Origin of the sequence: Mucilaginibacter sp., from assembly GCF_041663085.1 — a bacterium.
In the GTDB taxonomy this organism is placed as follows: domain Bacteria; phylum Bacteroidota; class Bacteroidia; order Sphingobacteriales; family Sphingobacteriaceae; genus Mucilaginibacter.
In genome coordinates this window covers 1-23989 of the sequence record NZ_JBAZRC010000061.1, presented here as the reverse complement: position 1 = coordinate 23989, position 23989 = coordinate 1, and the positions used below count along the sequence as shown (strand labels likewise).

Genomic DNA, 23989 nt, shown 5'->3' with positions numbered 1-23989 from the left:
GCGACAAGGTGGGCGATGTAAAACTGCGTGCTTCATACGGTATTTTGGTTAACCAAAACGTTGGTAACTACCAGTTTCTCAACAACTACAGGGTTTCTCAAAATGATTATTATGGTTTTAACAACCAGCAAGTCAGCGTAATTGATATACAGTTTGCCAACCCCGATATCCGTTGGGAACGTGCATCTACCTTTAACGTTGGTGCCGATCTTAATTTCTTCAAGAGCGCTTTAACTGTTAGTTTAGATTACTTTAACAAAATAACCAGGGATATATTATTGCCACCTGTAGTACCCGGTGTTTATGGTGCATCAGCATCAGATTATAACGCGGGCGAAGTACAAAACCGCGGTTGGGAGTTAAACGTTAATTATCGTTTAAGAACAGGTGCGTTTAATCATACATTCGGTTTTAACGTTGGCGATACCAAAAACAAGGTACTTAAACTTGAGGGTGGCGATCAGCTAAGATCATTTGACGAGATGCAGCTTTTAAATAAAGTTGGGTTGCCAATTGGTTCGTATGTTGGTTTAAAACGCGATGGCTATTTCCAAAATTTGGATGATGTAACCAACGGGCCTAAACCGGCAGGTATAAATGTACAGCCCGGTGATAACCGTTATGTTGACGTTAACAAAGACGGTATCATTGATGACAACGACCTGTTTGTTTTTGGCAATGGTTTCCCACGTTTAACCTTTGGTTTCAACTATAACCTTAATGTAAAAAACTTTGACCTGAGCTTGTTTTTACAGGGTGTAGGTAAACGCGATATGTATGTACGCGGCGAGCAGGTTGAACCCTTCCACGTAAACTATTCGCAGGTTATATACCAGCACCAGTTAGATTACTGGACACCGCAAAACCCCGATGCCCGTTTCCCCCGCCTTGCAGCAAGTGGTAGCCAGTCTAACACAAACAACTTCCGTAAGGGGTCTGATATGTATATTTTCGATGGCAAATATCTAAGGGTAAAAAACTTACAGATAGGCTATACAATACCTACAGAAATTTCCAAAAAGGCAGGTATGCGCAAAGTAAGGGTTTATCTCACAGGGCAAAACATACTTACTTTTTCACCCATGAAGTTTATCGATCCTGAATCATCCGAGCTAAACGGTAGTTCAAACATCCCGAACGGTGGCGGTGCAAACAGCGCAAGGTCATACCCGCTGCCGGTTTACTATGGTTTTGGTATTGATATATCACTTTAATCTACACGGACATGAAAAAAAATAATATCAAAAAATCGGCTTTTGCACTGGTAATGCTCCTGGCGTTATCGGCCTGTAAAAAGCTCGACCTATATCCAACTGATGCTTTTACTGATGGCAACTATTGGACAACAACTGAAAAAGCAAATACGGTTTTAAACAGGGCATACCAGCAGATATCAAATAGCGGTTACTTCTTTTCGCAGGAAGCGCTTTCAGATAACGCTTATAATGGCCGTGGCGATAACAACGGTGCAGCGTCAATTGCAGCCGGTACTTATGATCCATCTTTAGGCCGTTTTAAGCAAGAGTGGCGCGATCATTATTCGGGTATAAAAACTTGTAACATCTTTTTAGAGAATGTTGACAAGGTTACTTCTATGGATGCCACATTAAAGGCCCGAATGAAGGCCGAAGCGAAGTTTATACGTGCGTGGCATTATTATTTGTTAGAAACCTGGTGGGGCGATGTGCCATTAGTGAAAAAAGACCTGACGATTGATGAAGCTAAGGTAATAGCACGTAGCCCCAAGGCCGAAGTAGTGGCTTTTATTTTAAGTGAGCTTGATGAAGCTGCAGCAGCTTTACCGGTAAACACTGCTTTAACTGATGCCGACCGTGGGCGTATTACCAAAGGTACCGCTATCGCATTAAAGGCAAGGGTATTACTTAATGATAACAGATGGGGCGATGTGGTTACCGAATGTGAAAAACTCATTGGTAAAACAGACTATGGCACCTATGCACTTTTTAATTCGTACGAGGGGCTGTTTTTACCGCAAAACGAGTACAACAGTGAGGTAATGCTTGATCTTGAATACATACCGCCGGCAGCCGGCAGCAGGTCGTACTCTGACTTTAGGGACATGGCTCCAATATCTGTAGGTGGCAGGCTTAACGCTATTGCCCCAACACAAGAGCTTGTTGACAGTTATCTGATGTTGAATGGTAAAAAACCCGGTGATACCGGATCTGGCTATGATGAGAATGACCCATATGTTAATCGCGATCCACGTTTAACTAATACCGTGGTTTACCATTTGTACAATTGGAAACAGCGGGATAATAGCATCAAAGTTATTTACACCAAACCGGGTACTGACCCTAACGACTCTCGTTTTGATGAGTATGCACCTGGCGCTACTTCATCGCCAACAGGGTATTACACACGTAAATATTTCGATCCTACTTCTAACGTTGCAGATTTTGGTTCGGGCTTAAACCTGATACTGATACGTTATGCGGATGTGTTATTGATGTATGCTGAAGCCAAAATGGAATTAGGCCAGATGGATGCTACTGTATGGGGCCAAACAATCAGGCCAATACGCAGCCGCGCAGGTTTTACTGATGCAGCTGCGCTTAACTTCCCGGCAGTTGGGGTAAGTGAAATGCGCGAAATAGTGCGTAACGAACGCCGCGCCGAATTTGCTATGGAAGGTTTACGCATATTTGATATCCGCCGTTGGAAAACTGCCGAAACAGTATTAAGCGGCTGGGCACACGGCGCCAAATTTGCCGATGCCAGTGTTGATGGTGGTTACATACGCGCCAACCTGCGCACGTTTGATAAAAGCAAAAATTATTTATGGCCAATACCAAGGGATGAGAGGGCTATTAACCCTAACCTTTCACAAAACCCCGGTTGGTAAAAGCACTAATTATTTATAAAAAAATTATAATCAATTAAGATCATGAAAAATATTTTTTATAGCCTGCTTGCAGGTATCGTAGCACTGGTTGTAATAACAGGCTGCAAAAAGGATAAAACATTAGGTAGCACAAAAGTGTCGCCTGTAACTAATTTGTTTTTGCCTGAGGATGGCAAGTACGTGAAGATCCCTTCGGGTGCATCAGGTTCTCTTTCTTTTGAATGGGAACAGGCGCGCGCCGAGGATAATGGGTTGGTTTTATATGAAGTGGTATTTGATAAAGAGAGCGGCGATTTTTCAAAGCCTCTTTATTCGGTACCATCAGATGGTAACGGTTTGTATAACAAACTTACCCTGTCATACAGCGATCTGAATAAAATTGCTACCCTTAACGGCATCAAAGCCCAGGAATCGGGTAAAATTAAATGGACAGTAAGGTCATCAAAAGGCATTAACGTGCAAAATACCGACCTGGTACGCGTATTTGAAGTTGAGCGCCCCGCCGGTTTTGAAGTGCCGGATGCGGTTTACCTTACAGGCAGCGCAACCGAAGGCGGCGATGATATAACCAAAGCGGTTAAGTTCAAAAAAACACCAGATGGTAAATTTGAGATATTCACTTCGTTAAAAGCTGGTACGTACCACCTTGTTGATGGGACAACCGGTAACCCTTTAGTTTTTTCTTACGATGGTACCAAACTGGTTGAAGGTGGCGAAACCACTGTTACCGGCGATAAAAAGGTGATAAAGATAAATGTAAGCTTTGCTGATGCCTTATTCAAAACAACTGAGGTTACATCGGTAGGTTTATGGTTTGCGGCAGATAACAAGATCTGGTTTGATCTGCCTTACACAAGCAACGGTACATGGGAATCAGGTGTTAAACCTATTGTATTCCACCAGGAATCATGGGGACGCGACGAGCGTTACAAATTTAAATTTACGTTTAAGGATGCAGCAGGTAAAACAACTGTTCAATTTTACGGTAGCAAAAACTCAGATAATAATGCTGCTAACGGAAGTACCGATCCGTCGTATTTTTATATGTATCCGCAGAATGATTCACAGTACGACTTTAGCTTTAAGTTCAACCACGATTTCGATAACAAATCGGCTAACATAAAAGTGATGTTTAATTCAGTTGTGCCTGAATATACGCACACTGTAACAGCTAACTAACCTGCGTTAACATTGGTTTGCAAAGCCTTTTAAGGCTTTGCAAACTTTAAATCATCAAACTTTAGTTTATGAACAGCATAACCCAACATATAAAAAAGGTGGCATTGGCGGGGCTCATCCCTGTTATGCTTACCGCATGCTTTAAGGATAACCCTTTCCCGCTTTATGGTAACAAACCATCTGCAGTAATAAATTACACTTTTGCTGCCACGGCCGATACAATGCAGGATAAAACCTACGCCGCGTTTATATCTGCCAACGGCAACTATTTTAAACAAAACAACACCGGCAGTACCAACTACAATTATTGGCCGCAGGCGCATACCATGGATGCATTTATAGATGCTTACCTGCGCACTAAAAACGATATCTACAAACAACGGATGAAATCGTTATTAAATGGTACCCGCATATCAAACGGCAATAAATTGCAAAACGAGTACTATGATGATATGGAGTGGCTGGCTTTAGCTACTTTGCGCGCATACGAGGCAACAAACGATGCCGATTACCTTTCAGCAGCCAATACGCTTTGGACGGATATCAAAACAGGCGTAAACAGCAACCAGGGTGGTGGTATAGCCTGGCGTAAATCGCAGCTGGATTATAAGAACACACCTGCAAACGCACCTGCAATAATTTTTGCTGCGCGCCTTTATATCCTGCAAAAAAACGAAGCCGATCTGACATTGGCGAAAGAATTATATACATGGTTAAAAGGTAAACTTGTTGACCCATCAAGCGGGATTGTTTATGATGGTATAAACGGCGATGGTGATGGTAAAATAAGCTACAATAAATTCACCTACAACCAGGGCACATTTATTGGCGCCGCGCTTGAGCTTTATAATGCTACGGGTGATGCCGGTTACCTGGCCGATGCAGTACGCACAGCATCAGCTACCATAAAAGATCTGGATATATCGCCGGGCGGCTTGCTTAAAAGCGAAGGCGATGGTGATGGTGGCTTGTTTAAAGGGATTTTGGTTAGGTACCTAACGCTTTTAACCCTAAAAGAAGATGTATCATCAACAGATCGCGACGCTTACGCTAAGTTCTTAAAATATAACGCCGAAACTTTGTTCGCTAAAGGTATCCTCAGGCCCGACTTTGTTGTTGGACCGGATTGGAAAACAATGCCCAAAGCAAACAACGGCACCGACCTAACCACGCAAATAAGCGGGTTAACTACGCTGGAAGCCGCAGCCACGTTAAAAGCAGCCGGCAAATTTTAAACATTTGAGAGATGGATCTTCCGGTTTATATTTGCCCGGAAGATTTTTTTTTATTTACCTATTTAAGAGTATGAAGAGAAGGCAATTTATTGGCAGCACCACGCTATTAGGTGCAGGAGTTTTGATGAGTAAATTTTCGTTAGCGGCTAAACCCGCTTTTCCTGTAGTAAGGGTACCTTTAGCGGAGCGGAAGTTTAAAAGTGTATCGGTTGAGAAAGCGATAGCCGAATTTAAATCGAAAGTAAAGAACCCTGAACTGGGCTGGCTTTTCGAGAACTGTTTCCCAAACACGCTTGATACCACCGTTACCTATAAGCTAACCAATAACAAGCCCGATACTTACGTTATAACCGGCGATATAGACGCCATGTGGCTGCGCGATAGCAGTGCGCAGGTTTGGCCGTACATTGCCTTTATTAATAAAGATGCTGATCTGAAAAAACTGGTTGCCGGTGTTATTAACCGCCAGGTGGTTTGCATCCTGCGCGACCCATACGCCAACGCATTTTATGACGACCCAAACAAAGTAGGAGAGTGGAAGGACGATGTTACCGATATGAAACCCGGCCTGCACGAACGCAAATGGGAGATAGATTCGCTTTGTTACCCTATCCGTTTGGCTTATAAATACTGGAAACTTACCGGCGATACATCACCGTTTGATGCACAATGGAAAGCAGCCGTACAAAACATCCTTAAAACATTTAAAGAGCAACAACGTAAAGAAAACGACGGGCCGTACTCATTCCAGCGCAAAACCGCCTGGGCTACCGATGGTGTACCGATGAACGGTTTTGGCTATCCTGTAAAACCGGTAGGGTTGATCTGCTCGGCCTTCCGCCCGAGTGATGACGCTACTATCTATTCGTACCTCATCCCGTCTAACTTTTTTGCGGTAACCAGCTTAAAGCAGGTATCAGAAATGGTAAAAACAATTGCCAAGGATGATGCTTTAGCTGCCGAATTGCTTGCATTGGCCAATGAGGTTGAAGCAGCCCTGCAAAAACATGCGGTGATAGATCATGCTGATTATGGCAAGGTTTACGCTTACGAGGTGAACGGTTTTGGTAGTTTTAACCTGATGGACGATGCCAACGTACCCAGCCTGTTAGGTATGCCTTACCTGGATGCCGTAAAAAATACCGACCCGGTTTACATAAACACCCGCAAAATGCTTTTATCGTTAAATAATCCGTTCTTTTTTAAAGGTACGGCAGGCGAGGGTATAGGTGGCCCGCATATTGGTAAGGATATGATATGGCCAATCAGTATTATTATTCGTGCCATCACCAGTAATGACGATGCCGAGATAAAAGAATGTATAGAAACACTTAGAAAAACACATGGCGGTACGGGCTTTATGCACGAGTCGTTCCATAAAAACGATCCTACAAAATTCACCCGTAAGTGGTTTGCCTGGGCCAATACCTTGTTTGGCGAATTGCTTTGGGAAACATACACACAAAAACCAAAATTGCTAAGCTAATTTGTAAAGCTAAATTGGTTTAGTTTGTATATTTACCTGAATTTTTATAACTGTAATTTTAACATCTATCCATGAAAAACATTTTAAAAACAGCTTGCCTGCTGGCAGGGGTGTTTGCTAATAGCCTGGCTAATGCCCAGGCTACCAAGGCACCTGCTTACCCGCTGATTACGCATAATACCTATTTTAGCGTATGGTCGTTTTCTGATGATCTGAATGAGTCTACCACCCGCCACTGGACAGGCAAAAACCAATCCTTGTTAGGATTGATAAAAGTAGACGGCGAAATATACCGCTTTATGGGTAAAGAGCCCGTTACCTACCGCACTGTAGTGGCCGATGGTGAAACCAAACCTTATACCGTAAAATATAGCGAAACCAAACCTGCCGATGGTTGGGAAGCAGCCAACTTTAATGATAAAGGCTGGAAAACCGGTATCGCACCGTTTGGCGATGACCCCAAAATGGTTAAAACAGTTTGGAAAAGCCGCGACCTTTGGGTGCGCCGCACTTTCATTTACAAAAAATCAACACCTGTAAATAAACTGATCCTGAAACTTCACCATGATGATGACGCGGAAGTTTACCTGAACGGCGAAAAAATAAATGTTAGTTCTGGTGCTAACGGCGACTTACTGCCTATTGAAATAAAAGGAGATGTTGCAGATAAGCTAAAAGATGGCGAGAACGTACTGGCTATGCATTGCGTAAATACAGGCGGTGGCGCCTGGCTGGATGCAGGCTTTGCCGATGAACTAAAACCTGTAACAAACAAAGGCCTTAAACTGGCCAAACAAACCGGAGTTACCATTAATGCTACGCAAACCATCTATAATTTTACCGCAGGTAAAACCGATCTGCAGGTAACATTTACATCTCCATTATTGATGGATGATCTTAACCTGTTATCAAGGCCGGTTACTTATATCAGTTACAGCGTAAAAGCGAACGATAGTAAAATGCACGATGTAAAGGTATACTTTGGCGCATCGGCAGATTTGGCACGTAACAAATCAAACCAGCCGGTTATCGCTCAAAAATATATCCAGAACCAGCTATCTATTTTAAAGGTTGGTACCAAAGAGCAACCCTTATTACAAAAGAAGGGTGATGACCTGCGGATAGATTGGGGTTACCTGTATGTAGCTGCACCGGCATCTGCAAAAGCGACACAATTTATAAGCAATAACAGCCAGGCGGTGGGTTCATTTACTGGCGCACCAACACCGGCTACTACAGCCGGTGGCGAGGCTGCGTTTTTAAATACTGTTATCCCTTTTGGTAAGGTTGGTAATGCCGTTGTCGAAAAATTTATCGAGATAGGATACGATGAAGGCTATTCGGTACAGTATTTTGGTAAAAACTTAAGGCCCTGGTGGAATAAAGATGGTAAAAAAACCATTGTTGGCGAATTAAAACAAGCCGCTACCGATTACAAAACCATCATTGCTAAATGTAAGGCGTTTGATGATGCCATGAATGTTAAAACATCAGCAGCAGGTGGTTTGGAATATGCAAAGCTTTGCGCTATTGCTTATCGCCAGGCCATTGCGGCACATATTTTGGCACAGAGCCCTAAAGGCGAGATCCTGTGGTTATCAAAAGAGAACTTTAGCGGTGGCTTCATCAACACGGTTGACGTTACTTACCCATCGGCACCATTGTTTTTAATTTATAACCCAAAACTTGCCGAAGGTATGCTGAATGGTATTTTCGAGTTTAGCGAAAGCGGTAAGTTCAAACACCCGTTTGCCGCGCATGATCTGGGAACCTATCCGTTTGCCAATGGCCAAACGTATGGCGAAGGTATGCCGGTAGAAGAATCGGGCAACATGCTGTTACTTGTCGCCGCAATTGCTAAAGCAGAGGGTAACGCAAACTTTGCTAAAAAGCATTGGGAAACCTTAACAACCTGGACAAACTACCTGATAAAAGAAGGCCTTGACCCGGCCAACCAGCTTTGTACAGATGATTTTGCGGGCCACCTGGCGCGTAATGCAAACTTATCTTTAAAGGCTATAAATGGCATTGGTGCATACGCTATGCTGGCAGATGTGTTGGGCGACAAAGCAACCGCAACAAAATATCACACCGTAGCAAAAGATTTTGTTGCCAAATGGATGCAAATGGCTGATGCCGGCGACCACTACTCATTAGTATTTGAAAAACCGGATACCTGGAGCCAGAAATATAACCTGGTTTGGGATAAATTATTAGGCCTTAACCTGTTCCCTAAATCGGTTTATGAGAAGGAGATTAAATACTACCTGACCAAACAAAACGAATTTGGTTTACCGTTGGATAGCCGTAAAACATACACAAAATCCGACTGGATAATATGGACAGCTACCTTAGCCGACAATGCTAACGATTTTAAAGCCCTTACCGACCCGATTTACAAATATGCTACCGAAACCTCGTCGCGGGTACCAATCAGCGACTGGCACGAAACTACCAACGGCAAGCAGGTTGGTTTCCAGGCACGCAGCGTGGTTGGTGGTTACTTTATGAAAGTGCTTGAGCAGCAATGGCTGAAGAAGTAAAAAGCAAATCCTCCAAAAATCAACAATAAGAAAAGCCCGGACGCCATTACAGCGCCGGGCTTTCTAATTAACTCACAAACCGGTCTATCAGTCAGGAATATTGTAGGCTTTTTTTACCGCTTCATAATTATTGATGTCAACCTTTTTTGCAACAGATACTGCGGTGCCGCCCGGTATAATTACATAACGGTATTGCAGAAGGCTTGATAATGATACAGAGTTTGAATTATCGGCAGTAAAGCGGGTAATAATAAAATGTTTAAGCCTTGGCCAGTAAGCCATAGTGTTTAATTTACCACCGGCATTGCTGGTATATGGCAAGGCGTACACACCACCCCCAAAATCGAAATATACCTGCACCATACCTTTGTTTAAAATATCTGAGCTAAGGGCCGGGGCAAGGAGGTCGGCGGCCTTCACTGCCGAATTATCTGCCGTGGTATCCCTAAAGTTTACCGCATAATTCCAGCCTGAATAGATCACATTTGCCGTGCCTTTTAACGATATGGCTGTACCCCAGCCCGTGCTTATTTTAGGGCCATAGAGTGAATAACTGGTTTTATCAAGGTAGTAATCGCCTACTGCGCCAACAGTGGCGGCAGGGGTAACCGTACCGCTTAATATTTTACTACCGGCAGTACCTTTAGCGCCCAATATAGATTTACCGGCGCCCCAGCCTGTAGCAGTTTTTGGCCCGTAAATGGTACTGGTGGCGGTGTTGATATAAAAATCGCCGTTTTTACCCAGGGAATTGGCGGGTTCAACCGTGCCGTTCAATATGGTGCTCCCGTTAGGGCCGGCAATACCTTGTTTGCCCTGTTCGCCCTGTGTACCTGTATCACCTTTTGGGCCTGCTTCTTTTGAGCATGAGCCAAACATTACGCCTGTTATTACCAATAACAGTAACGGTTTTGTAAATAGTTTTAAAGCTTTCATAGTGTTTTTGTTTGATAGTGATCACAATATGATGACTTTAGAGGTGCCGTTTTGCCATACTGAGTGAGCGGTGTGTTTGAGCTAGCGAACGTGCCTGCGCGATGAGATAAATGGTTTGTTAAAACCAGGGACTACAAAGTTTGTTGAATTTTTAATGCCTATGAAGAAAATACAAACCTATATTAAAAGTTTACTATTAGCAGCAATACTTACGGGTGTATGGGGTAGCGCGTATTCGCAGTTTAATGATACTACGTTTTTTCATACTGCCTTTCAGTCGTCAGGATCTATCAATAAAACCAATGATGGTACTGCTTACCTGCTGAATAATGCCTTCAGGTTTAATGTTAAAAAGAAGGATGTATCCCTAAATTTTAACAATAACTGGATCTATGGTAAGCAGAACGGTAACGTAAGCAATAACGATTTTTCTACCTCGCTTGATTTTAACCTCTATAAAACCTTTCCTCACTTTTTTTACTGGGGCTTGGCTAATTACAACACCAGCTATTCGTTAAAAATAAATAACCAGTTACTGGCAGGAGCTGGCGTTGCCTATAGTTTTTTTGACAGCCCCAATACCTATCTGAATATAAGCGATGGTATACTTTTCGATTCCAGCGACCTGATGCTGGCCAATAACGTACGCGATAAATATGAAACTTATCGCAACTCGTTACGCCTCTCTTTTAGGTTTAATATAAAAGATAGGATAGTGATAGATGGATCTAATTTTCTTCAAAACTCCATGCAACGGCAAAGCGATTTTATTATCCGCTCGGTTACCAACCTGTCTTTTAAAGTGCAAAAATGGCTTAGCCTTACTACATCACTCAATTACAATCGTGTAAACCGAACCAATAGCGAAAACCTTTTATTCACTTACGGGTTAACAGCCGAAAAATGGTTTTAATATTAAAATAACTTTATTTAAATATAAACGTTACAGTAACTTAATATTTAATAAGATCAATTGAAGAAATTACTCGCCCTGCTTTTTTGTATTTCCTGGGTTACAACTCATGCACAAAATGCTGATACTGCTAAAAAATACACTGCAAAAATAGATTCATCCGGTATATTGGCCTTGCCCGATACCGTTCGCCACCTGGAAAGTAAGGCCGCATCGTACATTGCCCCGGCCGTATTTGTTACTTATGGGTTGCTATCGCTAAAGGTTAAAGCTATTCGCAATATTGATATCCATGTATATGAGGACATGATGGAAGATCACCCTAACTTTAATTACCACATCGAAAATTACCTTCAGTACGCCCCGGCGGTAATGGTGTATGGGTTGAATTTAGCGGGAGTACACGGTAAAAATACGTTTATAGACAGGACGATATTGTACGGCATGTCTGAAGGGATAATGGCGTTAACCACTTTCTCGCTTAAAAAGGTAACCCACAGGCTCAGGCCCGATGGCTCTAATCGTTACTCTTTCCCATCAGGCCATACGGGTAATGCTTTTGCGGCGGCCGAGTTTATGGCACAGGAGTACAGCGAAAAATCGCCCTGGTATGGTATTGCCGGTTATTCGTTTGCAACAGCAACAGCTATATTGCGTGTGTATAACCGCGACCACTGGTTTAGCGATATTATAGCAGGGGCGGGGTTCGGTATTTTGTCAACAAAGGCGGCTTATCTTATCTATCCCTTATTCAGGAATAAGCTTTTCCACGATAAAAAATCAAATAAAACTACCTCGCTGATGCCAAGTTTTGGCAACGGTACCGTTGGTTTTGCATTTACAAAACAGTTATAGTTTGTGTTGGATAAATTAACCGTAGATTAATTTATAATTGGTTATTTATAATTATTTGTTTTTGATATATTTGATTTAAGTGTATGTTAAATACATGAGCTAAATTATTAACCTAAAAACAAATATTTATGAAAAGTTTTCAAAAGCTATCAAGGCAAGATTTGAAAAACATTAAAGGCGGAACAAAAATACCACCCGCGGGTTGTAGTTGCTTTTGTGTTATTGGTGCTATTAAGTCCAGCCACTCGTGTAGTACTTTTTGTCCTGATGGTGCTATCCCTGGTGTAGACTCTCTTCCTCCGGGTGGTACCGCTGCAGATTGCGGCATTCCTCATCCGCTGAACTAATATAAATGATTTAACAGGAAGCCTCTGAATTTTCAGGGGCTTTTTGTTAGCCTCTCATCAAATGGTGAAGATATAATGCAGGGTTATCCAGAAATGATTTGGTAAGCTGGAAATGTTCGGTATCATCATAACCGGTTTCGCGCACGCCATCTTCATCAAACTGGTAAATAGTAGCACCGGGATAACAGATCAGCATAGGCGAGTGGGTGGCTATCAGGAACTGGGCCCTGCCGCTTTGTTCGAGCTGGTGTATAACCGATATAAATGCCAGTATGCGGGCAGGTGAAAGTGCGGCTTCGGGCTCATCAAGAATATAAATGCCCGATTCAAACTGATTATTGAATAATGCGAGAAACGATTCCCCGTGCGATTGCTCATGAAGAGAGCGGCCGCCGTATGCTTTTAAAATGCGGCTATCCTCTGTAGCCAGTTCATCAATATAAGAAGCGAAGTTGAAAAAACTTTCGGCCCGCATAAAAAAACCTTCGTTTCCTCTTCTTGGTGTCCATGATAGCTGTATATGTGATGCCAATGCAGATTCATAGCCATTAAACTTGTACCCCGTGTTAAGGTTATGGTTGCGGTTACCTCCGCGAAGGCTAAAGCCGCACTGTTCAGCAATTCCTTCCAACAAAGTAGATTTGCCTGATCCATTCTCGCCAACAAAAAATGTTACATTACTTTTTAAGGTGAGTTGTAAACCCTTATTAAGGCTCGGGATATGCTGCAGGTAACTGTTATCCTGCAAAGTGGGGAGCAGTACGCCTGATAAAAATGGCATAAGTAATTGTTTTAAAACGAATTTACAATTCTTATTGCGTTTTTGGCGGTATAATTTAAAAGTGAAAGCCTGAAAGCCTGCGTTTTTTAACTTATTTGACAGCGATCGGGCTGTGATTGAAACCTGATATATTCCAGAGGTGTTTTACCGGTATAGGCCTTAAAATCTTTCAAAAAGTGGTTAGCATCGTAGTATCCGTTTGATATTGCAATTTGCATCAAATCAACATCCTTGCTTCCAACCAACTCAAGGTAAGCATGCATAAACCTTTGCAGTTGAATGTACTCTTTTGGTAAAAGCCCGATGTGTTGCAAAAAACTCCTTTCCAGCCACTTATAGTTTACGCCGGCATCATTGGTTACATTTCGTACAGTGCTGTTCCCTTTTATTTTATGTATGTAATCCAGTGTTTTATGTAAGCTTTCAGGGCGGCTTATCGCTGTAGAGGAATTCTGAACATAGGTGCTGACAAATGCTATCTTTTCTTCAATTGAATTGTATCCGAAAAATTCTTCTAAACTAAAGTTGTTGTTATTAGCAATATATTCAAACGGGGTAACCGGGTTATATCTAAAATGCTGAGCGTTTAAACCAAACAACTGATAGAAAGCGCCAGGGTAGAAACGGACTATAAAAATCGGGTTGGTATGGGTATTATAATTTACATAAACATTCTTAATGGTGCCGGCACTTGCCCATGCGGCTTTAATTTCGAAGGTGTCATTTTCTGCTGTAACAGTTACTGTATCCTGGCAATTTTGCAAAAATATAAGCACCGGGAACCCATCATTAAAAATAAGGTGTGTAGTATCCTTTGGGTCTCGGGAGAAAACATAAAATCCCTCAATAACAGATTCAAGCTCTTTTGAAGGGCCTATTCTGTATCCGTCCGCATTAAATTCACCTAATTGTATCTTTTTCAGATAATTTATTGGCATGCTGCAAATTTACGGGAAATGTTAATGCCGGAGAATATTAAGATGTCTAATATTTACTATGGGCGCAATTTAGATACCCATAGCTTTGCGAATTATGATTGTAAAAACGGAAGAAGAGTTGCAGGGGATGAAAAAGGTGAGTGAGGCTGTTGCGCTTACCTTACAAAAAATGAGGGCATATACCAAGATAGGCATGTCCACAAAAGATATAGATGAATACGGAAGGCAGCTACTAGAAACCCTTGGTGCAAAGTCGGCCCCGTTTGAAACCTATGGTTTCCCGGGTTATAGCTGTATTAGCGTTAACAAGGAGTTTGCTCATGGCGTTCCTTCAGACAAAGTAGTACTGAAAAATGGGGACATCATTAACATTGATGTATCAGCAGAACTTGGTGGCTTTTGGGCTGATAATGGGTGCTCGTTTATTGTTGGGGAAGACATTCAGGGTTTACAACACCTGATAGATACTTCAAAAGAAATATTACTTGATGCCATTTCTGAAATTAGCGGGGGCATAAGGATCTGTGATATTGGTAAACTGATAGAAACCAAAGCTAAAAAAGCGGGATATACGGTTATTAAAGACCTGGGCGGCCATGGTGTTGGCCGAAGTTTACATGAAGAGCCAGAGGCGATAATGAATTATTACGACCATTATGATAAAACCAGGCGGTTTAGAAAGGATTCGGTTGTTGCTATTGAAACGTTTATTTCCACCAAATCTGAATTTATTGAAACGGCGGCAGATAATTGGGGCTTAACAGGCAGCAAAGGCGGATTTGTAGCCCAGCATGAACACACGATATTGATAACAGCAGGCAAACCAATAATTTTAACAGCAGCTAATGGAATATAAATGCGGCTGAAAATTAGGGCCAAACGCATTATTGTTACATTTAATCCTGAAAAAATAATATTGCTTTTTGTGTAATTTCATCGATATTTGGTTTAGTTGCTAACCAGTGACAACCAGATACCTATTTTTAAAAAATTTAATGATGAAACCTGCCTGCCGGATGGTCAGCACTATAGTTTCATATAACCTAAATTAAAATTCTTTAAAGCAGCATGGAAAAATCGCGCCGTAACTTTATCAGGCAAACTGCAGTGGCCAGCGCCGGTGTATTGCTTACCAAAACCAGTTGGACTAACGCTAAGAGTTATAAACGCATTATTGGTGCCAACGACCGTGTACGGGTTGGTGTTATAGGTTTTTCAGACAGGCACAAAAGTTCTCATATACCAAGTTTTATGAACCACTATAAGGAACTTAATTTTGAGGTGGTGGGTGTATCAGATATCTGGAAAAAACGCAGGGAAGAAGGTGCTGCTGTTTGGAAAGAAAAAATGCAGAATGACGTAAAGGCCTATCGGAACAATGAGGAATTGTATGACAGCAAAACTATTGACGCGGTATTTATCAGCACTGCCGATTTTCAGCACGCTCGCCATGCCATTGAGGCGGTAAAAGCAGGATGTGATGCCTATGTAGAAAAACCCTTTGCCGAAACCATGGAAGATAACCGTGCTGCCCTTAAGGCCATTAAGGAATCGGGTAAAATTGTGCAGATAGGTTCACAGCGCAGGAGCGGAGCCAACTACCATGCTGCTAACGATTTTATCCGATCGGGTAAATTTGGCCCTATTACGATGGTTGAGTTAACCTGGAATGTTAACCAGCCGGGGCGTTGGCGCAGGCCTGAACTGTTAAGCCAGTTAAAAGAAGAGGATACCGATTGGAAGCGCTTTATTATGAACCGCCCTTATGAAGCTTTTGACCCTCGTATATATTTAGAATATAGGCTGTTCTGGCCATATTCATCGGGTTTGCCTGGCCAGTGGATGAGCCATCAGATTGATACCGTACACTGGTTTACCGGTTTAAAACATCCACGTAGCGTAGTGGCTAATGGCGGTATTTATAAATGGAAAGATGGCCGCCGGAACTGGGACACCATTTTAGCCGCATTTGATTATGGTCCGCTGGATGATCTGTCAACGGGCTTCCAGGTTACCTTTGGCTCGCGCATGCATAATGGGGATGAACACCCGGCAGAGATCTATTACTCAAATGGCGGCGAGTTAAACCTAAATACCAATAAAGTTACACCGGAAGGTGGTTTAACAGAAAAGATGGCTGCTGCCATGAACATGCAAGCTAATTTATTACCGGAAATAAGTTTGGCAAATACCGAAAAAGTAGTAGCCTCGGCTAATACAGGCGGCGATGTATTAACATCAAACCATGTACGTAACTGGATGGAATGTGTACGCAGCCGTAAAGAGCCCAATGCACCGGTAGAAGCAGGGTATAGCCACTCTATAGCCAATATCATGACCAATGCCGCAGTGCATACAGGTTACAAGGCCACCTTTGATGAAAAAACACAGGAAGTAATGGCAAACGGCAAAATATTTAAATACTAATTATGATAATCAGGTTTAAAAGGTTAGGTTTTGTTATAGCTATGGTAAGCTTAAGCCCGGTGGTATTTGCCCAAAAAGCGCAACAGGTTACGGTGCTAAAATCTGCAAATGAAAATAAGGTGGATGTTGCTATTGGCGGCAGACCGTTTACCAGTTTCCTGTATCCCGATACATTAGAGAAACCGGTGTTATATCCACTGCATGCCGCTAACGGAACTGTTGTTACCCGAAGTTTCCCGCTTCAATCACGGGCAGGCGATCCTACCGATCATCCACATCATATAGGCCTTTGGTTTAACTTTGAAAGTTTAAACGGATTAGATTTCTGGAATAATTCTTACGCTATCCCTGCAAATAAGAAGAAGCTTTATGGCTGGGTGCGCACCGACCGCATCCTGGAGACAAAAAGCGGCGATACCGGTGTGTTAATTTATCACGCTAACTGGACCGACCAACAAAAAAACATTATACTGGAAGAAACAACCCGTTATGAATTTAGCGGCAACGAAAACCAGCGGGTAATTGATCGTTTCACCACTTTAAAAGCAGATAAGGATGCTTTTTTTAAAGATGCGAAAGATGGAATGCTTGGGCTTCGCTTAGCTCATGAATTACAAATGCCGACTACGGAAGATCAGAATTTTACTGATGATAAAGGCAATGTAACCGTAGTGAAAGGAGGTACAGATAAGGTGGCTAATGGTAATTATATAACCAGTGCCGGTAAAACAGGCAACGATGCCTGGAGCAGCAGAGGAATATGGTGCAAAGTTTTTGGTAAAATGGGGGCCGATTCGGTAAGCATTGCTATCATAGATCATCCTAAAAACCCCAATTATCCAACGTTTTGGCATGCCCGGGGGTATGGTTTGTTTGCCGCTAACCCGCTTGGCGAAAAGATTTTTACCAACGGCAAATCAGAGAAAATGCTGACCCTGAAAAAGGGTGAATCGGTAACTTTCAGGTATCAGATTGTGATTAACAACGGTAGTAAAACTATTAGTGTAGCGCAACTCAATACGCTTGCCGGGAGTTTTGCCAAAAAGTAAAATATTGGCTATACACATTACTTCTGATCCTGTTTCCCTTTAAAGCAGGCGATGGTCTTTCCATCATAACGGCACACCCCATCCACCATAGTGCCAAACCAAATACTTCCATCATTAGCTTCTAAAATTCCAAATATCATTCCTTTATTACCTTCATGTTTTGACATTATTTCGGTTACAGTTGGCTTTTTATCGGTTAATGACTTTTCATCATAGCGGGAAAGTACACACCTGCCTTCATTAGCTTTTTGTGAACTAGTCCAAATATTGCCTTTTCTATCTTCGTATATATGCCCAACAAAATCTTGTGTAAAATTGGTAAATGTACTGCCGTTATAACGCCAAAGGCCATCAGCTCCACCCAGCCAAATATTGCCCTTTTTATCTTCGATTATCGAACGAACATTCTTAAAAGGTTTGCCGTTATGGGTGAAATTTGTAAAGGATTTTCCATCGTATCGAAACACGCCACCTGCGCCGAACCAAAATCCTCCGTTTTTATCTTCAATGATAGGACCGACGCCATAAAGTTGTCTTTTCGGAATAGTTTCCCCGTTCTTATCCTCATACATGGCATTCCCATCTAAGATATAATTTCGAAAGGACTTCCCGTCGTAACGGCTTGCTCCTCCGGAACCACCGAACCAGATGTTACCTTTTTTATCTTCATAAATACTGCCAACTGCATTATCAAGAAGCCCCTCCCTGGTTGTGAAATTTGTAAAGGATTTCCCATCGTAATAATAAGCACCTGCGCCAATAGAGCCGAACCACAAGTTGCCTTTTCTATCTTCTAAAACAGAAAAGAAGCGGGCCGAACTCACTTTACTTGTAATATTGGTGAAAGACTTTCCATCGTACCGGAAAATATCATCAAATGCAGCAATCCAAATGTTGCCCTTTCTATCTTGTATTACATTTCGAGTTATCCTTTTAGGTCCGTGGGCGGTAATTACTCCTATGGTTTCGGAGTTGATCATGATTTTTTTTCCTTCTTTTCGGTTTTGTCCACAGGAGGTGAAAAAAGCAAACATCAGGAGCAAGGCATATACTTGTGCGCATTTCATAATCTCTTTAATTAATAAGAATTTCAAAAACCTAAATTCAGGTGTTTATTTTTTTGCTAAGATCTTGATATTGAATTCAACGGAATCCGACATGGTTTGGTTGGCTAGATTATCGTAGAACTTTGCTGATTTATATCGGACATCCCATTTTGTTCGATCAATGACCAGTTTGCCATTTGCTTTGACAATTCCGCCCTTAACTTCCATTTTGGCCGGAAAAGTAACCGGGTGTGTGATACCTTTGATGGTTAAGTTACCTGTAACTTTTTTATTCTCACCACTTATTGATTCGGCCCGGGTAATTACGATTGTTGAAAAAGGGAATTTTTCAACTTCAAAAAAATCAGCATCCTTTAAATGATTAACAAGTTTATTATCACGCCCATGCTTTTTGTCTTCAATTGTATTCATGTCGATTTCAACTGTACCACCCATAAGTTGGCCGTTTTCAATCATCAATTCTCCTTTTGATATATTTACGTACCCTGTTTGAGTGTTTAAACCATTTAGACTAGAACCCTTCCATGTTACAACACTTTCCTTTGTATCTACTATAATATATTTTTCATTCCCAACATGTAAGGATAAGGAACTTGCTGATGCATTATTTTTGTTTATTATAGGTTCACGGCAACCGAAGACCAAAGGGGCGATAATTAAAATTAAGTAAGTGACTGATAGCTTGTTGCTCATACTGCAGAAATGATATTGATTAATAATAATTGACAAATGATTTAAACTCAGCAATACATTGTTGCTGAGTTTTGGATTTTTTTAACATCCTTTATTTGGTATCACATAAATTATATTGCCTGAAACAGATAAATTGAAGCCATAATTTTCTATAGCAGGAAGTAACAGTTTTTTCCATGTTTTGCCCATGTCAGATGACCGGAATATAGCATCTGAGCGGCCACATATTAAATATTCACCCATTTGTTTAATTGATAAAATATCCGATGAAGATTTAAGTAAGCCTATTTTTTTCATGAATAAACTACCCCAGGAAGGTTGAAGTTCTTCGCCTATGGAATTCCAGGTTTTTCCACTATCCAGTGAAATATGTATGCTGTTTGTTTGGGTTTTTGTGTTGTAGACTATAGCCGCAAATCCTCCATCTATACGTTCCACAGTGATGCCAACACCCCCTTCACTAATCACACGATCCCAGTTTTGGACATCATCGGTCGATCTTAATATTCCATCTTTGCTGGTAGTCAGGAGTACACTGTTTGACTCTACCAATTTTGCTCTACCGTCTCCAACATGCACTTGTTTCCAGGTTTTTCCACTGTTAGTGGATCTAAAAAGGCTGTTGTTGGAGCCAATGAAAACCGTGCCTCCGGCAGTTTCAAAAACGGTGCGTACTTCTCTCTCTTTATAATTCTTGTACATCCAATCTATCGTTCTGTCTATGCGTACGGCTTGTTCTTGAAAATTTGTGTATACGGGCAACCAATTATTCGTTCCGTTTATTTTTTGTAAAAATTGCCCCCTGAAATTATATGCAAGCATCCCATTCTTGTCAGGGGCAATGTTACGTTGTGTACCAGGGAAAATTTCTTTTGTCCAAAAAGGAGTTGTGGAATTTGGTTCACTGTGATAAATCCCATTTCCGGTACGTAAATATAGCCCACGGTCATTTGCAAATAAACCATCTCTCCACACACCTTCTTTCTGCAATTTTGCAGGCAGTCCTTCGCTAATGTTCTGCCATGTTTGTCCGCCATCAGCAGATTTAAAAATGATGTTGGCAATCGCCGATGATTTGCCTTCTTTTATTGGTTTCTTTTTTGCTTCCTTTTCTTTTAGCACAAAAGAATTTAGTAGAAATAATACCAGGAAGATAGCCGGAACAAATACAAATAATCTTTTCATTTTTTTAAATTTTAAGTAAAGCATATGCTTCATAATCTATTTTTTGATCCTATCAGAATTGATGCAGCAAACTTACTTTGATATATTTCGGCGCGGGGAATTTGGATTGTAAATAAAAATGTAACCTTTGTAAATAAATACTTGACACTATGCTTGATAGCCAAAATCTCCTGTCCGGGAAAGGCAAGTACCTCTTTGGATTAATGCTGCTTTTGTGTGCCTCTGTGATATGCGCAGCTTTTGGTATGACCGGCAGTGGCGACTTTGATATCGCCAGAAGAGAAGTGTTGCTCCGCAGGATAGGACATGAACTGCTCTTACAATCGGGCGATGGTAAATCAAGGGTTCTTCCCGTAAAAAAGATCGCTGAAAATGAGTACCAGATTAGGTTTGAGAATGAGCTTACTTTTCAGCCAGACTCACTGGTGAATACTACCCGGCGCTTATTGGCCAAAGACCCGCTCGCAGGTGATTATGTTGTCAACGTTCTGAACAGTGGCAACTCCAGTGTTGCCTTTGGATACGCTATATCCAAAAATAAAAAAGATGATATTGTAGCTTGTATAGGAAGACAGCAACCCAAAGCATCTTACATGATCAACATTAAATTTAAACCGGCGGGTATAAATACCGTAAAGAATGAATATCTGCTGGGCAGTTTGCCATTTTTAGCATTTGTTGGTTTTCTTTTTTTTAGATCGGGTAAACCGCGGAGAGCCTTACCTGAGGACGGTCAGGATACGGGCATGATTACTTTGGGCTCAGTTTTGTTTGATGCGAAAAATCGGAAACTGATAATCAATGGAACGACAATAGACCTGACGGGAACTGAAACCCGTCTGCTGCTCATTTTCGCGTTATCTCCTAACCAGATTATAGAGAGAAGCCGGCTGCAAAAAGAGATATGGGAAGATGAAGGTGTTATTGTAGGGCGCAGCCTGGATATGTTTATATCAAAGCTTAGAAAAAAACTGGAATTTGATCCCAAAATCAACATCGTTGTTATACGCGGCAAAGGATATAAGCTTGAAATTAACCCATAAGAAGTATGAAGTATAATTGTATTGTGGAGGAAAGGACCCGAACCGCATACAAACAACAAAGCCCGATACTTTCGTATCAGGCTTTGTACCCAGCGCCGGAGTCGAACCGGCACGGTTTCCCACAGGTGTTTGAGACCAGCGCGTCTACCAATTCCGCCAGCTGGGCATGCTATTTAAGCGACAATTGCTTAGAAGCGGGCTGCAAATGTATCTAAACTCTCTTTAATTCGCAACAGATATTTTTGCCTGTAATAAATATTTGCAATATCATTTAGCCTGCTTTCTTTAGCGGTATCCTTAAGGCTTTCGTAATCTTTTGTAAGTGCGCTCAGCTCTTCGGCCATATCGCCCTCAATGGCAGCTACTTCCGCGCCTATGTGGCCAAACTGTTCGGCAGTTTCAATGTCCATCAGGCGTTCGTTAATGTCCATCATCTCCATTAAAAAATCTGCCGGAAGCTGTGGTTTTGCACCTTCGCTAACCAGGTTATGCAGCCTTAAAATATAATCGAGCAGTTTATTTGGGTCGCTAAGCGTTTGGTAAGCCTTATTGTTCAGGGTAGATAGCTCCAGTATTTCCTGCTGTTTCGCATCATCCTCATTGGCGAAAAAATCGGGATGATATTGCTTGCTGAAAGCGTAGAATTGCTTTTTAAGCAGCGCGGCATCCGGCTTAAATGTTTCGGCTATCCCGTAAAATTCAAAATAATTCATCGGCACAAAAATACGAATTTTTGGTGGCCGAAATTTACTTTACCTTAGCCTAACCATAAAAGTATGCCGGTATTTTACGATCAGATGAACAAGGCTGTGCATGTGCAGCAAACGCCAAAAAGGATCATATCCGTTGTGCCCTCCCAAACCGAACTGCTGTTTGACCTTGGTTTGGACGAACGTGTGGTAGGCGTAACCAAATTTTGCATCCACCCGGCAGACAAGGTAAAGCGCATAGCCAAAACAGGGGGCACCAAACAGCTAAATATCGAAGCTATACACAACCTGCAGCCCGATCTGATCATCGCTAATAAAGAAGAGAACGAGCAAAGCCAAATAGAAGAGCTGATGAAGCATTACCCGGTTTGGATAAGCGATATCCACAACCTGCCAACCGCGCTTGATATGATAGCTAAAGTAGGGGAGATAACAGGTGCGGAAAGTAAAGCAGGAGAGTTTGTAGATAAAATTGCTAATAATTTCCAATCGTTATTACCGGCACGGTCTAAACCGCGGGTGATGTACCTGATATGGCGTAAACCCTATATGGTAGCTGGTAACGATACCTTTATAGATAGTATGTTGCAGTTATGCGGTTTTGAAAATGTAATACAGACAGGTCGCTACCCTGAACTGAGTGCCGATGAAATAATTGCCGTAAGCCCCGATGTGCTGTTGCTCTCGTCAGAACCTTATCCATTCGCTCAAAAACATATTGATGAGTTTAAACAGATACTGCCTGGTGCAAAGATTGAATTAGTAGATGGCGAGCTGTTTTCGTGGTACGGGAGCAGGTTATTACACTCACCGGGGTACTTTAATAAACTTATTAATAAATTAACAGCAAAGTAATGAGGCAGATAAACAAAAAAGTAAAATTCCGTTTTAAAGTTTGCTATTAAAAGCTATCTTTGCACTCTCTGAAAAAAACCAAACGCGGAAGTGGCGTAATTGGTAGCCGCACCAGACTTAGGATCTGGCGCCGCGAGGCGTGGGGGTTCGAGTCCCTTCTTCCGCACTAAGTTTAAAAGCCGTTAACTGAATAAGTTAGCGGCTTTTTTTGTTAATTGTTTTCTAAATTGCATCTTATGAACACCATTGAGGCACATACAGACAAAAGCGATTATGAAGTTTACGGCGATTTCCTCAATATTAAAATTGATGGTGAGTGGCTGGATGAAAAATTAGAACAGCAATATCCCGGAGAAATGTATAGGGGCACTATTCCAACTTTGCTTTTTGCAATGGAAATTGATGCCGAAAGCAAAATAGTTTGGAAACGCATTTCGACTGTTTTGAATACCGTAAACGTTTGCCCTATTTTAATGTGTCCGGACGATCGGGACTTTTCATGCACAATTATCGTAGCCGAAGTAGAGTGTCTTAATGATACAGTGAAATGGCGCCGGATGGGTTTGGATATAACAAAAGATTGGCAAGCCGAAAGTATTGGTTCGGAAGTGAAGTGGTTTGAAAAAATACCGCCGTATGAGTTTTCGAAAGACGGATATTTATCGATGATAAAAGCTTTTGAAGCTCAATTTGAAATTGACAGAGTTGCATGGGTTATTAAGAGCAGAGAGTTTGAAAAATAAACACTAAAGAAAATCCATCCAATACTTACATCGGGAAGGTCTTTTCGGCTATATCGGCAATTACTTTAGTGCGGTTTTTATTTTCAATCCTCATCAAAAACTCCATTGGCCCACCTTCGGCGCCACAGCCAAAACATT

The 23989-nt window shown here is 41.7% G+C and carries 22 protein-coding genes and 2 tRNA genes; 16 read left to right on the top strand and 8 right to left on the bottom strand.

Annotated features, from left to right (window positions below):
• The 6 genes from WC615_RS12805 to WC615_RS12780 all read left to right on the top strand — a co-directional run.
• The coding region (locus WC615_RS12805) for a TonB-dependent receptor domain-containing protein (protein WP_372978485.1) at nt 1–1214 on the top strand (1214 nt) is incomplete at its 5' end.
• A gap of 11 nt (nt 1215–1225) precedes the next feature.
• Nucleotides 1226–2866: a RagB/SusD family nutrient uptake outer membrane protein gene (locus tag WC615_RS12800; protein ID WP_372978484.1), complete on the top strand. Its 1641-nt coding sequence runs from the start codon at nt 1226–1228 to the stop codon at nt 2864–2866.
• A 42-nt stretch (nt 2867–2908) separates the two neighbouring features.
• Complete coding sequence (locus tag WC615_RS12795; RefSeq protein ID WP_372978483.1) at nt 2909–4045, top strand: SusE domain-containing protein; 1137 nt, start codon at nt 2909–2911, stop codon at nt 4043–4045.
• Nucleotides 4046–4113: 68 nt separating this feature from the next.
• Entirely contained in the window at nt 4114–5280 is a 1167-nt protein-coding gene (locus WC615_RS12790; RefSeq protein WP_372978482.1) for a glycoside hydrolase family 76 protein, read from the top strand.
• A gap of 70 nt (nt 5281–5350) precedes the next feature.
• Entirely contained in the window at nt 5351–6766 is a 1416-nt protein-coding gene (locus tag WC615_RS12785) for a glycoside hydrolase family 125 protein (protein ID WP_372978481.1), read from the top strand.
• A gap of 71 nt (nt 6767–6837) precedes the next feature.
• Complete coding sequence (locus tag WC615_RS12780; protein ID WP_372978480.1) at nt 6838–9309, top strand: glutaminase domain-containing protein; 2472 nt, start codon at nt 6838–6840, stop codon at nt 9307–9309.
• Nucleotides 9310–9396: 87 nt separating this feature from the next.
• On the opposite strand, the gene WC615_RS12775 is transcribed toward WC615_RS12780, so the two are convergent.
• Complete coding sequence (locus WC615_RS12775; protein ID WP_372978479.1) at nt 9397–10245, bottom strand: hypothetical protein; 849 nt, start codon at nt 10243–10245, stop codon at nt 9397–9399.
• A gap of 160 nt (nt 10246–10405) precedes the next feature.
• Here WC615_RS12775 and WC615_RS12770 point away from each other — a divergent pair, with 160 nt between their 5' ends.
• The 3 genes from WC615_RS12770 to WC615_RS12760 all read left to right on the top strand — a co-directional run bounded on the left by WC615_RS12770 (nt 10406) and on the right by WC615_RS12760 (nt 12360).
• Nucleotides 10406–11158, top strand: a complete 753-nt coding sequence (locus WC615_RS12770; RefSeq protein WP_372978478.1) for a DUF481 domain-containing protein — start codon at nt 10406–10408, stop codon at nt 11156–11158.
• A gap of 60 nt (nt 11159–11218) precedes the next feature.
• Nucleotides 11219–12013, top strand: a complete 795-nt coding sequence (locus WC615_RS12765) for a phosphatase PAP2 family protein (RefSeq protein WP_372978477.1) — start codon at nt 11219–11221, stop codon at nt 12011–12013.
• 128 nt (nt 12014–12141) lie between these two features.
• Entirely contained in the window at nt 12142–12360 is a 219-nt protein-coding gene (locus WC615_RS12760; RefSeq protein ID WP_372978476.1) for a hypothetical protein, read from the top strand.
• Nucleotides 12361–12406: 46 nt separating this feature from the next.
• Here the strand turns inward: WC615_RS12760 and WC615_RS12755 are convergent, their stop codons facing one another.
• Both WC615_RS12755 and WC615_RS12750 read right to left on the bottom strand, forming a co-directional pair.
• Nucleotides 12407–13141 carry an AAA family ATPase gene (locus WC615_RS12755; RefSeq protein ID WP_372978475.1) on the bottom strand — a complete coding sequence of 245 codons (735 nt, stop codon included), beginning with the start codon at nt 13139–13141 and terminating at the stop codon, nt 12407–12409.
• An 86-nt stretch (nt 13142–13227) separates the two neighbouring features.
• Nucleotides 13228–14079 (bottom strand): helix-turn-helix domain-containing protein, encoded by an 852-nt coding sequence (locus WC615_RS12750; protein ID WP_372978474.1) that lies wholly within the window; start codon nt 14077–14079, stop codon nt 13228–13230.
• 94 nt (nt 14080–14173) lie between these two features.
• Between WC615_RS12750 and map the strand changes: the two genes are divergently transcribed.
• The 3 genes from map (at nt 14174) to WC615_RS12735 (ending at nt 17555) form a co-directional block, all read left to right on the top strand.
• A complete protein-coding gene (gene map / locus WC615_RS12745; RefSeq protein WP_372978473.1) occupies nt 14174–14935 on the top strand; it encodes a type I methionyl aminopeptidase in 762 nt (253 codons plus the stop codon).
• A gap of 212 nt (nt 14936–15147) precedes the next feature.
• Nucleotides 15148–16506, top strand: coding sequence for a Gfo/Idh/MocA family protein (locus WC615_RS12740; protein ID WP_372978472.1), 1359 nt, complete (start codon nt 15148–15150; stop codon nt 16504–16506).
• A 2-nt stretch (nt 16507–16508) separates the two neighbouring features.
• Nucleotides 16509–17555: a PmoA family protein gene (locus WC615_RS12735; protein ID WP_372978471.1), complete on the top strand. Its 1047-nt coding sequence runs from the start codon at nt 16509–16511 to the stop codon at nt 17553–17555.
• 17 nt (nt 17556–17572) lie between these two features.
• Here the strand turns inward: WC615_RS12735 and WC615_RS12730 are convergent, their stop codons facing one another.
• From WC615_RS12730 to WC615_RS12720, 3 genes are all read right to left on the bottom strand, one after another.
• A complete protein-coding gene (locus tag WC615_RS12730) occupies nt 17573–18649 on the bottom strand; it encodes a two-component regulator propeller domain-containing protein (RefSeq protein ID WP_372978470.1) in 1077 nt (358 codons plus the stop codon).
• 18 nt (nt 18650–18667) lie between these two features.
• Entirely contained in the window at nt 18668–19315 is a 648-nt protein-coding gene (locus WC615_RS12725; RefSeq protein ID WP_372978469.1) for a YceI family protein, read from the bottom strand.
• 81 nt (nt 19316–19396) lie between these two features.
• Entirely contained in the window at nt 19397–20500 is a 1104-nt protein-coding gene (locus tag WC615_RS12720; RefSeq protein WP_372978468.1) for a WD40/YVTN/BNR-like repeat-containing protein, read from the bottom strand.
• A gap of 149 nt (nt 20501–20649) precedes the next feature.
• Here WC615_RS12720 and WC615_RS12715 point away from each other — a divergent pair, with 149 nt between their 5' ends.
• Entirely contained in the window at nt 20650–21543 is an 894-nt protein-coding gene (locus tag WC615_RS12715) for a winged helix-turn-helix domain-containing protein (RefSeq protein ID WP_372978467.1), read from the top strand.
• 86 nt (nt 21544–21629) lie between these two features.
• Here the strand turns inward: WC615_RS12715 and WC615_RS12710 are convergent.
• Nucleotides 21630–21709 (bottom strand) — tRNA-Leu (locus WC615_RS12710).
• A gap of 22 nt (nt 21710–21731) precedes the next feature.
• The gene (gene hscB, locus WC615_RS12705; RefSeq protein WP_372978466.1) at nt 21732–22256 is read right to left on the bottom strand and encodes a Fe-S protein assembly co-chaperone HscB; all 525 of its coding nucleotides are present in this window, start codon (nt 22254–22256) and stop codon (nt 21732–21734) included.
• A gap of 63 nt (nt 22257–22319) precedes the next feature.
• Between hscB and WC615_RS12700 the strand changes: the two genes are divergently transcribed.
• The 3 genes from WC615_RS12700 to WC615_RS12690 all read left to right on the top strand — a co-directional run bounded on the left by WC615_RS12700 (nt 22320) and on the right by WC615_RS12690 (nt 23851).
• Nucleotides 22320–23108, top strand: a complete 789-nt coding sequence (locus WC615_RS12700; RefSeq protein ID WP_372978465.1) for a cobalamin-binding protein — start codon at nt 22320–22322, stop codon at nt 23106–23108.
• An 84-nt stretch (nt 23109–23192) separates the two neighbouring features.
• Nucleotides 23193–23274: transfer RNA gene (locus WC615_RS12695), tRNA-Leu, on the top strand.
• A 70-nt stretch (nt 23275–23344) separates the two neighbouring features.
• Entirely contained in the window at nt 23345–23851 is a 507-nt protein-coding gene (locus WC615_RS12690; protein WP_372978464.1) for a hypothetical protein, read from the top strand.
• Nucleotides 23852–23989: the final 138 nt, after the last annotated feature.